The organism is Collinsella sp. Sow4_D11 (genome assembly GCF_052116465.1).
Classification (GTDB): Bacteria; Actinomycetota; Coriobacteriia; order Coriobacteriales; family Coriobacteriaceae; genus Collinsella.
In genome coordinates, this window is sequence record NZ_JBQKLA010000005.1 from 56,662 (window position 1) to 70,223 (window position 13,562).

A 13,562-nucleotide genomic window follows, 5' to 3' on the forward strand; every position below is an offset into this window, starting at 1 on the left:
GCTGCCGCGTCATGATGGGATCAAACGTGAGCGATACAAAGCTAAAGCCAGCAACCAAAAAGCCCGCTACCCGTAAAGCCGCCCCGCACGCACCGGAGCTCACCAAGGACGATGTCTATCTGTTTGGCATTGGAATGTGGGAGCGCAGCTGGGAAAAGATGGGCGCGCATCCCGACACGCAGCAGCGCACGCGCGGCTGGCGTTTTTGCGTTTGGGCGCCCGACGTTAAGAGCGTCCACGTTATCGGTGAATTCAACAATTGGGACGAACAAGCCAACCCGCTGGTGCCCGTACACACGAGCGCTATCTGGGAAGGCTTTATTCCTGGCGCCGAGCAGGGCCAGCTCTATAAATACCTCATCGAGACCAACGAGGGCGAAAAGCTCTACAAGGCCGATCCGTACGCCTTTAAGGCCGAGTGCCCTCCGGGAACGGCGAGCGTGCTGTGGACCCTCGATGGCTACCAGTGGAACGACGCCGCGTGGCTCAAGCGCCGCGCCGGCCACAACCACATGTCGCAGCCGCTCAACATCTACGAGGTGCATATTGGCTCGTGGAAGCGCCACGGAGACGAGCCACAGGGCGAGCCGGACGAGTACGGCAACTACCCCGGTCCCATGGACCCCTTCCCTGCGCAGCGCGGCGAGTTTTACACCTACGACGACCTGTCGGTGGAGCTCGTGGACTACGTGCGCGATATGGGCTACACGCATATCGAGGTCATGCCGCTTATGGAGCACCCCTTCGATGGCTCCTGGGGCTACCAGACGACCGGATACTTTGCCGCCACGTCACGCTACGGCAACCCGCAGCAGCTCATGCACTTTATCGATGCGTGCCACGAGGCGGGCATCGGCGTGATCATGGACTGGGTGCCCGGCGGTTTTTGCGCCGACTCCCACGGCCTTGCCACCTTTAACGGCCACATGCTGTTTGAGCACGAGATTCACCCCAACTGGGGCACGCACAAGTTTGACTTCGCCCGCGGCGAGGTCCGCTCTTTCTTGGTCTCCAACGTGCTGTACTGGATCGAGAACTTCCATGTGGACGGCATTCGCATGGACGGCGTGTCCAGCATGCTGTACCTCAACTTTGGCATTGATGATCCTAGCCAAAAGAAGTTCAACAAGTACGGTACCGAGGAGGACCTGGACGCCAGCGCGTTTATCCGTCAGGTCAACTGCGCTGTTGAGGCGCACTACCCCGACGTGATGATGATGGCCGAGGAGTCCACCGCGTGGCCGCTTGTGACCTATCCGCCGCAGGACGGCGGCCTGGGCTTCCACTACAAGTGGGACATGGGCTGGATGAACGACACCCTGCACTACATGCAGACCGATTTTCCGTGGCGCCCCGGCAACCATGGCTTGCTCACGTTCTCCATCATGTACGCCTTTACCGAGAACTTTATCTGCCCGCTGAGCCATGACGAGGTCGTGCACGGCAAGTGCTCGCTCATCGGCCGCATGCCGGGTGACTGGTGGCGCCAGTTTGCCGGCCTGCGCACGCTCGCCTTCTACCAGATGACGCACCCCGGTGCCAAGCTCAACTTTATGGGCAACGAGATTGGCCAGTTTATCGAGTGGCGCTACTACGAATCTATTCAGTGGTTCTTGACCGAGCAGTATGAGACCCATGCACACCATCAGGCGTTCATTAAGGCGCTCAACCACCTGTATACCGCCGAGCCCGCCCTGTACGAGCGCGGCTACAATGACGACGGCTTTACCTGGATCGACGCGGACAACTCCAAGCAGTCCATCGTGAGCTTTGTGCGTCAGGGCGAAAACGTCGATGACGACCTCGTGATCCTGATCAACTTTGACCCGGCGGCCTACGAGAGCTTCCGTGTGGGCGTGCCGCGTGAGGGCGACTGGGAGGTCATCTTTGACTCCGACCGTCCCGAGTTTGGCGGCAGCGGCTATGCTGGCGAGGAGCCCTACACCTGCTCGAGCGAGCCCTATCCCTGGAACGGGCAGATGGACTCCATCGAGATTAAGGTGCCCAGCCTGGCAGGCGTGGTGCTTAAGCGTCGCGGCCCCAGCAGCTATAAGCCGCCCGTGGTCGAGGAGCCCAAGAAGGCGACCCTTAAGCGCACGTCCACGGTAAAGCCCAAGCCAGCGGCCGCCAAGAAGGCTCCGGCCAAGGCCAAGGCTAAGGCCGCCGCAAAGCCCGCTGCCAAGGCTACCGCGACCAAGAAGCCGGCTGCCAAAAAGGCCGCTACCAAAGCCAAGTCTGCTTCTGTTAAGTCGTCACCTAAGGATGCGTAACAAAGCCGTTACAGCTGTAATTACCCGTCCCAGCAGGGCGTAGGATACAAGTCACAACCGTTCCGGGAGAAACATCCCCGGGGGAAGGAACGTATGAATAAGATCTTCGACAACAAGCAGGAGTTTACCGAGCTCTATCGCGATGCCGTCATGAGCATTAGCGGCAAGAGTGTCGAGGCCGCCAGCGATCTGGATCGCTTTAACGCCCTGGCCAAGCTCGTGGCCGAGAAGGCCCGCACCGTTGCCACCAAGAGCGACGCCCGTGCGGCAGCCGAGGGCAAGAAGCGTGTGTACTACTTCTCGATTGAGTTTTTGATCGGCCGCCTGCTCGACAACTACCTGCTCAACTTTGGCGTGCGCGACATGGTCGCCGAGGCGCTCGACGATATGGGCCTTGACCTGTCCGTCATCGAGAGCCAGGAGCCCGATCCGGCGCTGGGCAACGGTGGCCTGGGTCGTCTGGCCGCATGCTTCCTGGATTCCATGGCAGCCGAGGGCATTGCCGGCTACGGCAACGGCATGCGCTACCGCTACGGCCTGTTTAAACAGGAGATCGTCAACGGCAGCCAGGTCGAAACCACCGACGAGTGGCTCACCAACGGCTATCCCTGGGAGGTCCGTCGTCAGGACAAGGCTGTGACCATTAAGTTTGGTGGCCGCGTCGAGGGCTTTGAGGAGAACGGCCGCACGTTCTATCGAACCGTGGACACGCAGGACATCCTGGCCGTCCCTTATGACATCCCCGTGGTGGGCTATGCCGGCGAGACCGTCAACAAGCTGCGCGTCTGGGCCGCTGAGCCGGTCGAGGAGCACTTCGATTTGGAGGCCTTCAACCGCGGCGACTACGCCCTGGCCGACGCCGAGCGCGCCGAGGCCGAGGCCATCAGCGCCATCCTCTACCCCAACGACGCCGGCGAGCACGGCCGTCTGCTTCGTCTGAAGCAGGAATACCTGTTTGTCTCGGCCGGCATCTATAGCCTGCTCGACACCTTTGAGAAGGAGCACGGCGCGAACTGGGAGCTGTTGCCGCAGTTTGTGGCCATCCACACCAACGATACGCACCCCGCCATGTGTGGCCCCGAGCTCATGCGCATCCTCATCGACGAGAAGAAGCTCGAGTGGGATGACGCCTGGAACATCGTGACGCAGGTCGTGAGTTACACCAACCACACCATCCTGCCCGAGGCCCTGGAGAAGTGGCCCATCGGCACGTTCTCTAAGCTCCTCCCCCGTGTGTACCAGATCATCGACGAAATCAGCCGTCGTTGGCATGAGTCGTTCGATACTACGCAGGAAGGCTGGCAGGAGCGCCTGCGCCAGACCGCTATCCTATGGGACGGCGAGGTTCGCATGGCCAACCTGTCCGTGATCTGCAGCCACAGCGTCAACGGCGTGGCCAAGATTCACTCCGATATCATTAAGAACAATGTGCTCAAGGACTTCTATGCCCTGACGCCCGAGAAGTTCAACAACAAGACCAACGGCATCTCGCACCGTCGCTTCTTTGCCGAGGCCAACCCCACCTACGCCAAGCTCGTGACCGAGGCCATTGGCGACGGCTGGCTGAAGGACGCCTTTGAGCTTGAGAAACTTAAAGGTTTCCAGAACGACACCGAGTTCCTGAAGGCCGTGGGTGCCTCCAAGCGCACCAATAAGGAGCGTCTTGCCGCCTACGTTAAGGCAGAGACCGGTCTGGTTATAGACCCCAACACCGTCTTCGATGTTCAGGTAAAGCGTTTCCATGCCTACAAGCGCCAGCTCATGAACATCATGAAGGTGATGGACATCTACAACCGTCGCATCGCCAATCCCAACTTCCACGTGACACCGACGACCTTTATCTTTAGCGGCAAGGCTGCCTCGAGCTACACCTTTGCCAAGGAGACCATCCGCCTGATCAACTCGGTGGCTGAGGTCATCAACAACGACCCGCGCGTCAACGAAGTCATGAAGGTCTGCTTTATCCCCAACTTCCGCGTGAGCAACGCACAGCTCATCTACCCTGCCGCCGAGATTTCGGAGCAGATTTCCACAGCTGGCAAGGAGGCCTCGGGCACGTCCAACATGAAGCTCATGATGAACGGCGCCATTACGCTGGGCACCCTCGACGGCGCCAACATCGAAATCGCCGATTTGGCCGGCCGCGAGAACGAGGCGATCTTTGGCCTGACCGCTCCCGAGGTCGAGCAGCTCTGGGCATCGAACAGCTACTTTGCGTGGGATACGCTCAACAATGATCGCGAACGTCTGGGCCGCGTGATGGATGAGCTCAAGGACAACACGTTTGCCGGCCTTTCGGGCAACTTTGAGAGCATCTACAACGAGCTTATGAACAACAACGACCCCGACCTGGTTATGGCAGACTTCCGCAGCTACGTGGATGCATGGGAGAAGCTCACGGGCAGCTATGGCGACCAGGAGACCTGGAACCGCAAGGCCCTGCTCAACACCGCCTCGAGCGGCTGGTTCTCGAGCGACCGCACCATTCGCGAGTACCGCGACGAGATCTGGCACGCTTAAAGGCCGCGAGTTCCCTTTGCCGCACGGCATTACTCGACGGGCGCGACCGAGCGCCGCGCCCGTCGCTAATGGGTTTAGGAACATCGATGACAGAAGGAGAAATCGATGAGTAAGAAAGAATGCATCGCGATGCTCCTCGCAGGAGGACAGGGCAGTCGATTGGGGGCACTCACCCAAAAGATCGCTAAGCCGGCGGTTAGCTTTGGTGGCAAGTTCCGCATTATCGACTTTTCGCTGTCCAACTGCTCCAATTCGGGCATCGACACGGTGGGCGTTCTGACGCAGTATCGTCCCTATCTGCTGCATGCCTACGTGGGCTCTGGCGAGGCGTGGGATCTGGACAGCCGCGACGGTGGCGTGTCGATCCTGCCGCCGTTCGAGACGCAAAACGGCGGCGCATGGTATGCGGGCACGGCCGACGCCATCACGCAGAACCTCAACTACATCAAGTCCAACGACCCCAAGTACGTCCTGATTCTTTCGGGCGATCATCTGTATCGCATGGACTACCGCAAGATGCTCAAGACGCACATTGAGAACAACGCCGACCTCACGGTGAGCGTTATGCCCGTGCCGTGGGAGGAGGCCAGCCGCTTTGGCATCCTGACCACCGACCCCGAGGACGGCCGCATCACCAAGTTTACGGAGAAGCCCGAGAAGCCCGATTCGAACCTCGCGTCCATGGGCATCTACATCTTCTCGGCCGACGTGCTGATCAAGGCGCTCGAGGAGGACGCTCTGGACCAGCGCTCGAGCCACGACTTTGGCAAGGACATCATCCCCAAGCTGCTCGGCGAGAACAAGCGCCTGTACAGCTACGAGTTCCACGGCTTTTGGAAGGATGTTGGCACCATCGCCAGCTTCCACGAGACCTCGATGGACCTGCTGGGCAACAACCCCGAGTTCGATCTGTTTGACAAGAGCTTCCCCATTATGTCCAACATCACCACGCGTCCGCCGCACTACATTGGCCCGGACGGTCGCCTGGACGACTGCCTGGTCTCCAATGGCTGCAAGATCTACGGCACCGCTCGCCACTCGATCCTTTCGACCGATGTCATCATCGAGGAGCGCGCCGTGGTCGAGGACTCCGTGCTGCTGCCGGGTGCGCACGTTAAGAGCGGCGCGCACATTTGCCGCGCTATTTTGGGCGAGAACTCCACGGTCGAAGAGGGCGTGAAGCTCGGCTCTGTCGATACCACCAAGGATACGGCCGTCGTTGGAAATGACGTCGTTGTCGGGAAGGGGGAATGATCCGATGATCAATCGCAAGGCCATCGGCTATATCACCGCTAACTACTCTTCGACCTACGGCAGCGTGCTGCTCAAGGATCGCCCCATCGCGTCCGTTCCGTTTTTGGGCCGCTACCGCCTGATCGACTTTCCGCTGTCCAACATGATGAATGCCGGCATTAAGACCGTAGGCGTTGTCATGCCGGGCAACTACCGCTCGCTGATCGACCACGTGGGCTCGGGCAAGGACTGGGGCCTGGACCGCAAGAACGGCGGCCTGTTCATGGTGCCCGGCAACGCGTATGGCACCACCAAGGGCGGCATGCGCTTCTTGCTCCGCGACATCATCTCCAACAAGACGCTGTTCCAGCGCTCGGACAAGCCCTATGTTGTGATGATGGGCACCAACGTCATCTTTAACATGGACCTCAACACCATCATCGAGGCGCACGAGAAATCCGGTGCCCAGATGACCGTGGTGTACTGCAAGGCCACGCACAACGTCGAAGACGAGACCAAGCTCGATATCAACGAGAACGGCCGCCTGACGGGCGTAAGCGCCGGCGTCGCGTACGGCGACAACGCCTCTATGGACTGCTGCATCGTCAACCGCGAGACGCTGCTCGAGATTATCGACCACTACCAGGCCGCCGACTATCTGGACCTGCTCGAGGCACTCCAGGGCGACTTTGGCAACATCGACGTGTGCAGCTACAAGTACAAGGGCGAGGTCGTGGGCGTGTTTAGCGAGAAGTCGCTGTATCGCCGCAGCATGGACCTGCTCGACCAGACCGTGGCCGATCGGCTCTTTGACCCCGAGCGCCCGATCCTGACCAAGGCCCACGACGTGCCGCCTTCGCGTTACGCGACCGGCAGCCACGCCTGCAACTCGATCATCTCGGCCGGCTGCATCATCAAGGGCACCGTGCGCAACTCGATCCTGTCGCGCGGCGTTGTGATCGAGGAAGGCGCCTCGGTGACCAACTCGATCATCAACCAGAGCTGCATCATCAAGAGCGGCGCCCGTGTTGAGAACGCCATCCTGGACAAGAACAACGTGGTTCCCACCAACACCGAGCTTCGCGGTACGCCCGAGAACATCCTGGTGCTGGGCAAGGCTCCGTTAACTTCCGATACCACCATCGCTCGTTAACGTTGGCACCACATAATCGCACGTAACTTGTAGAATAGTCGCCCGGTTAGCGCCAGGCGACTATTCTCGAATTGCAACATGGGAGACAAAATGGCACAAACCAGCAAAAAGATGCAGATCGTGTTTGCCTCGGCAGAGTGCGCGCCGTTTGTTAAGACCGGCGGCTTGGGTGACGTGGCGGGCTCGCTGCCTGCGGCACTTGTGCGCGCTGGCGCCGAAGTCATTGTGATGGTGCCCAAGTACGCCACCATCAAGGACGAGTACAAGGCGCAGATGGAGCACTTTGCCGACTTTTACGTGAGCCTGAGCTGGCGCAACGAGTACTGCGGGTTGGAGAAGCTCGAGCACGACGGCGTCACCTATATGTTCGTGGACAACGAGCACTACTTTGCGCGCGACTATCCCTACGGCTTCTTTGACGACGGCGAGCGCTTCGCGTTTTTCTCCAAGGCCATCACCGAGAGCCTGCAGCACCTGCCCGAAGGCTTTGAGTGCGACATCCTGCACTGCAACGACTGGCAGACGGCGCTGGCGCCCGTGTTCTTGCGAGAGTTCTACCAAGGCCTGCCGCTGTACGACCGCGTCAAGACCGTGTTCTCGATCCACAATGTGGCGTTCCAGGGTCAGTTTAGCGACACCGTGATGGAAGACATACTGGGTATGGCGCATATTCCGGCAGCCGCCACGCAGTTGCGCTGTGACGCCTGCAGCATTAACTATATGCTGGGCGCGCTGCACTATGCCGATGCCATCACCACGGTGAGCCCCACCTATGCGAGCGAGATCCAGACGCCCGAGTTTGGCGAGGGCCTGGACGGCGTGCTGCGCGAGCGTTCGTACGCTCTGCAGGGTATCCTCAACGGCATTGACGTTGTGGGTTTTGATCCGGCGACCGACAAGCGCATTGCCGCCAACTACACGGTTGATGACCGTGCGGGGAAGGCCGTATGCAAGGCCAAGCTGCAGGAGGAGTTGGGGCTCGAGATTCGCGACGACCGCCCGCTTATGGTGATGGTCACGCGCCTGACGCGACAGAAGGGCATGGACCTGGTCATGTACGCGCTCGACCGCATCCTGTCCGGTGGCGTTCAGGTGGCCGTGCTGGGTACCGGCGACCGCGACTACGAGGACGGCCTGCGCTACTTCCAGGGCAAATACCCCGGCACCATGGCGGCGCGTATCGAGTTTGACCCGGCGCTTTCGCAGCGCATGTACGCCGCCGCCGATATGTTCCTGATGCCCTCGAAGTTTGAGCCCTGTGGCCTGTCGCAGATCATCGCCATGCGCTACGGCACCCTGCCCATTGTGCGCGAGACCGGTGGCCTGAAGGACACCGTGCAACCGTACAACGAGTTTACCGGCGAGGGCACGGGCTTCTCATTTAGTCACTTTAACGGCGACGAGATGGGCGACGCGGTGTTCCGCGCGGCTCGCCTGTTCTGGGATAACCGCGAGGCCTGGAATCAGCTGGTCACGCAGGCCATGAGCCAGGACTTTAGCTGGACACGTTCGGCCGATAAGTATCTGGACCTGTACTTCTTTATGCACCCGGAGATTGAGAGGCCGGTGGCAGTGGAGGCTGCTGCGGCTGTGGAGGAGCCGGTGGCTGTGGAGGCTGCTGCGGCTGTGGAGGAGCCGGTTGCCGCTGAGGCCGAGCCTGCGGCACCCGTTAAGGAGCCCGCTGCTGCCGAGGCCGAGCCTGCGGCACCCGTTAAGGAGCCCGCTGCTGCCGAGGCCGAGCCTGCGGCACCCGTTAAGGAGCCCGCTGCTGCCGAGGAGCCCAAGTCCGAGGAGAAGCCGGCTGACGACGGCGAGGTAAAGCCCACGGCGAAGCCTGCCGCCAAGAAGACGACGACCCGCAAGACGACGGCTAAGAAGGCCACGACCACGAAGGCCGCTACGAGCAAAACCACCGCTGCCAAGGCGACCACCACGCGCAAGCGTACGACCGCCGCTGCCAAGAAGGCCGTCGAAGCCGAGGCCGCTCCCGAGGTAAAGGCCGAGGCCACCGCTGAGGCTACCACTGCCGAGGCTAAGACCGCGGCAAAGGCTCCGGCCAAGACCGCTGCCAAGAAGACGACCGCGACCAAGACCGCGACCGCCAAGAAGGCCACGGCTACAAAGTCGCCGGCGACCAAGGCTGCTACGACGAAGACCGCCGCGAAGACGGCCCCGAAGGCTGCTGCAAAGCCCGCCGTCAAGGTTGAGGAGGCACCCTCCGAGCCCAAGGCCGAGGCTGCTGTCGAGGCAAAGCCGGCCGCCAAGACCACCACACGCAAGCGCGCCACGACAACGGCCAAAAAGGCTACGACCAAGACAGCCGCTCCCAAGGCAGAGGCTAAAGCCAAGGACAAACCCGCAGTAAAGGCCGAGCCGGAACCGAAGGCCGCCGAGGTCAAGACCGCTCCAGAGGCTACTGCAAAGACCGAACCCGCCAAGAAGGCCCCGGTCTCCCCCGCCGCTCCAGCCGAGGAAAAGGCTCCGACCAAGAAGACCTCCGTCCGCAAGGCAACGGCCACTCGCAAGCGCCGCTAGTCCGGACGATCTAAAACCTAAAAAACCCTAAACAAGGGGCGCTCCAACCGGGCGCCCCTTCTCTGTAGATAGTTGGTAAAACGATTTTCTAGGACAACCGTTCGCCGATAGTGAGCGACTGTAGTTTATACAACTAAAGTGCAACGGATATACTTATGCACTGTGCGTTAAGCCCATGACCAGCTGGCCATGATTGTATAGAACTGGACCGTACTATGAGATTGATACACAACAGCCGCCTGACGCAGTTTCGCACTCCTTTTGGCGCTGTGACCACTGGAACTTCCGTTTCGCTTTCGGTGATTTTGGAGGATGCCGACCCCAACCAGGCAACGCTCACCCTGCGCACCTGGGTCGACGGCATCGGAGAGACCTTGATCCCCATGGAGCACAAGGGCGATGGCATCTTTACCGGTGAGCTCAACTGCGCCGAGCCCTGTCTTGTATGGTACAGCTTTATATGCAATATCGAAGGCCAGCCCGAGGTCCGCTTGGGTGCGCCGCAGGGTCGCACCGGCGGCGAGGGCGTTGTATACGACTACGCCGAGGTTCCGTCCTTCCAGATTACCGTCTACAAGCACCGCGAGAACCGTCCCACCTGGTACGAGCACGGCATGGTCTACCAGATTTTCCCCGACCGCTACGCCCGCGACGAAAACTGGCGCGAACGCACGCTGGCCGAGGTCGAAAAACCGCGTAAGGGAATCCAGCGTCGCATGGTCGAGGACTGGAACGAGCCGCCCGTGTACGAGCGTGCCGAAGACGGCTCCATCAAGACTTGGGATTTTTACGGCGGCTCTCTCAAGGGTATCCAAAATGACCTGCCCCGCATCGCCGAGCTGGGCTTTACGGCCATCTACCTCAACCCGATCTTTGAGGCCGCGAGCAACCACCGCTACGACACGGCCGATTACACCAAGATCGACCCGATTCTGGGAACCGAGCAGGACTTTACGGAGCTATGCGAGGCGGCCGAGAAGCTCGGCATTTCCATCATCCTGGACGGCGTCTTCAACCATACGGGCGACGACTCGATCTACTTTAACCGCTACGGCAACTATCCCGGCGTCGGCGCGTGGCAGAGCGAGGACTCCCCGTGGCGCGATGCGTTTACCTTCCACGAGGACGGCACGTATGACTGCTGGTGGGGCGTGAGCAATATGCCCGCCCTCAACGAGAATTCCGAGCTCGTGCGTAAAAAGCTTCTGGGCAAGGACGGCGTCATTCGCAAATGGCTGCGCGCCGGTGCCCACGGCTGGCGACTCGATGTGGCCGACGAGCTTTCCGATGACTTCCTGGCCGATATCAAGGCCGCCGTGCTCGAAGAGAAGCCCGATGCGCTGCTGCTCGGCGAAGTCTGGGAGGACGCCTCCAACAAGATCAGCTATGGCCATCTGCGCCGTTATCTGCAGGGCTCCGAACTCGATTCCGCCATGGACTACCCCTTCCGCGACATGGTCATCGGCTTTTTGATGGGCTACAGAGATGCCTATCAGGCTGCCGAGGACATCGAGACACTGCGCGAGAACTACCCGCGCGAGGCACTGGCCTGCGCGCTCAATCTGCTTTCGAGCCACGACCGTCCGCGCATTATCTCGGTGCTCGGCGGTGGTCCCGACGAGTCGCAGCTACCCGAGAGCGAGCGTAGCAAATGGCGCTTGGACGAGAACTCCATGGACCTGGCCAAGAGGCGCTTTTGGTTGGCGACGCTCATGCAGATGACCTTCCCCGGCGTGCCCTCGATCTATTATGGCGATGAGTACGGCCTGGAGGGCCTCACCGATCCGGGCAACCGCCGTACCCTGCCGACAAAGGACCAGCTCCACGATTTCGATACGTTGGCCATCGTGAAGAACGCATCCGCCCTGCGCCGCGCGTTGCCTTTTATGGTTGACGGCGAGATCAAGGCCTTCGCGCTTAACGACGACGTCCTAGCCTACACCCGCACGGGCAAAGACGGCGAGGCTGCGACTGTTATCGTCAATCGCAGCCTGCGCAATTCGCACCGCGTGACGATTCCGGCGCTCGGTGAATGCGCGAGTGACGTGATCAGCGGCCACGAGTGCGAGATCCACAACGGCACGGTCACGCTCGACCTGTACCCGCTAGGCTCTTCGATCATCTATCACCATGCCGAGAGGCGCCTGCAAGAGCCGCTCGATCATGGCGCGGGCGTCGTGTGCCACATTACCTCGGTGCCGACTGACGATGGCAAGCCGGGTACGATCGGCGCACCCACGCGCCGCTTTATCGACCACCTGGCCGCCATGGGCATGCGCTACTGGCAGGTCCTGCCCGTCAACCCGACGGATTTCTTCCGCTCCCCCTATGCCGGACCCTCGGCTTTTGCGGGTAACATCGACCTGCTGCCCGAGAGTCACGAGGAGCTGGCCGCCGACTTCGCTTCTTGGAAGGCCCACGGTGGCGAAGATGCCGACCCGCTGTACACCGCGTTTAAACATCGCAATGCCGATTGGCTCGAGAAGTACTGCGTCTACATGGCCGTTAAGAAATACTTTGAGGGCGAGTCGCGCCACAATTGGCCGGCAGATGTCGCGCGCTACAACGAGCATCTGATCGACGACAAGCGCTTCCACGACGAGGCCGAGCTTCAGGCGTACATGCAGTACCGCTTTGACCTGGCTTGGTGCGAGCTCATGAACTATGCGCACAAGAAGGGCATCGAGGTCATCGGCGATATCCCGATGTATGTATCGGACGATTCGGCAGATGCGTGGAGCGAGCCCGAGAACTTCTGGCTGTCCGATACCGGCAAGGCAATCGAGATCTCCGGTGCGCCGCCCGACAACTTTGCGCCCGAAGGCCAGGTGTGGGGAAACCCCACCTTCCGCTGGGATCACATGAAGGAGAGCGGCTATCGCTGGTGGCTCGATCGCCTGCGCCGAGCGTTCGCGCTCTACGACCGCGTGCGCCTGGACCACTTCCTGGGCTTCCACAACTACTTTAGCATTCCCGCTGGCAAAGCCTGTGCCGACGGCCGCTGGCTTGCTGGTCCGGGCAAGGACCTGTTCCAGACCGCCTACGACGAGCTGGGTCCGCTCAATTTTATTGCCGAGGATCTGGGCTATCTGACGCCTGGCGTTCGAGCTATGGCTTCGACCTGCGGTTTTCCCGGCATGGACGTACTGGAGTTTAGTGACTACGACGTTCGCTGCGGAATTCATCCCACGCCGGGCAAAATCCTGTACACCTCGACGCACGACACTTCGACACTCGCTGGCTGGTGCACGCGCTCCTTTGCAGGCGGCGACGAGACGAGCGGTGCTGAGGTGGCGGCCAAGCTGATGGGCGACGCGCTCGCAAGCGACGCCCCCCTGGTGATGATGCCGCTGCAGGATGTGCTGGGGCTGGGGGACGACGCACGTATGAACGTGCCGGGTGTAGCCACAGGCAACTGGACGTGGCAGGCACAAGAGGCAGACGTTGCGGAGGCCGAAGGGAAAACTGCGAAGCTCCTGCGCAGCACCCATAGATTCTGGGGCGAAGCGTGATAAAACCCTCGATATGGGGTACAGTTACAGCTGTTTGAATTTTTGCGGGCAGAGCGATCTGCCCGCTTTGTGCTGAAAAGGAAGTATTATGGCGCGCTACGAATATAAGTGCACGAGCTGCGGCAACGTTTTTGAGGTTGAGCACCCCATGTCCGAGACTCCCGAGGTCGTATGCCCCAGCTGCGGCGCCCCGGCATCCAAGACGTTCTCGGCCAGCGGCATTAAGTTCGACGGCAGCGGTTTCTACAACACCGACCAGCGCAGTGGCGGGTCCAGCACCAGCGCCACCAGTGGCTGCTGCGCCGACTGCCCACATAACCACTAGCGACAAGCGACCCC

At 60.7% G+C, this 13,562-nt stretch carries 7 protein-coding genes; all 7 read left to right on the plus strand.

Features of this window, described 5'->3' with window-relative positions:
• Positions 1-11: 11 nt before the first annotated feature.
• The 7 genes from glgB (at position 12) to ACTQ40_RS03595 (ending at position 13,548) form a co-directional block, all read left to right on the plus strand.
• Positions 12-2,270, plus strand: a complete 2,259-nt coding sequence (gene glgB, locus ACTQ40_RS03565; protein ID WP_441563365.1) for a 1,4-alpha-glucan branching protein GlgB — start codon at positions 12-14, stop codon at positions 2,268-2,270.
• Positions 2,271-2,363: 93 nt separating this feature from the next.
• Positions 2,364-4,790, plus strand: a complete 2,427-nt coding sequence (locus tag ACTQ40_RS03570; RefSeq protein WP_441563366.1) for a glycogen/starch/alpha-glucan phosphorylase — start codon at positions 2,364-2,366, stop codon at positions 4,788-4,790.
• A 105-nt stretch (positions 4,791-4,895) separates the two neighbouring features.
• Positions 4,896-6,044, plus strand: coding sequence for a glucose-1-phosphate adenylyltransferase (locus ACTQ40_RS03575; protein WP_441563367.1), 1,149 nt, complete (start codon positions 4,896-4,898; stop codon positions 6,042-6,044).
• A gap of 4 nt (positions 6,045-6,048) precedes the next feature.
• Positions 6,049-7,176, plus strand: a complete 1,128-nt coding sequence (gene glgD / locus ACTQ40_RS03580; RefSeq protein ID WP_441030892.1) for a glucose-1-phosphate adenylyltransferase subunit GlgD — start codon at positions 6,049-6,051, stop codon at positions 7,174-7,176.
• Between the two features lie 90 nt (positions 7,177-7,266).
• Complete coding sequence (gene glgA, locus ACTQ40_RS03585; RefSeq protein WP_441563368.1) at positions 7,267-9,711, plus strand: glycogen synthase GlgA; 2,445 nt, start codon at positions 7,267-7,269, stop codon at positions 9,709-9,711.
• 215 nt (positions 9,712-9,926) lie between these two features.
• Positions 9,927-13,223: a 4-alpha-glucanotransferase gene (locus ACTQ40_RS03590; RefSeq protein WP_441563369.1), complete on the plus strand. Its 3,297-nt coding sequence runs from the start codon at positions 9,927-9,929 to the stop codon at positions 13,221-13,223.
• Between the two features lie 88 nt (positions 13,224-13,311).
• The gene (locus tag ACTQ40_RS03595) at positions 13,312-13,548 is read left to right on the plus strand and encodes an FmdB family zinc ribbon protein (RefSeq protein ID WP_154518065.1); all 237 of its coding nucleotides are present in this window, start codon (positions 13,312-13,314) and stop codon (positions 13,546-13,548) included.
• The last annotated feature ends 14 nt before the right edge of the window (positions 13,549-13,562 follow it).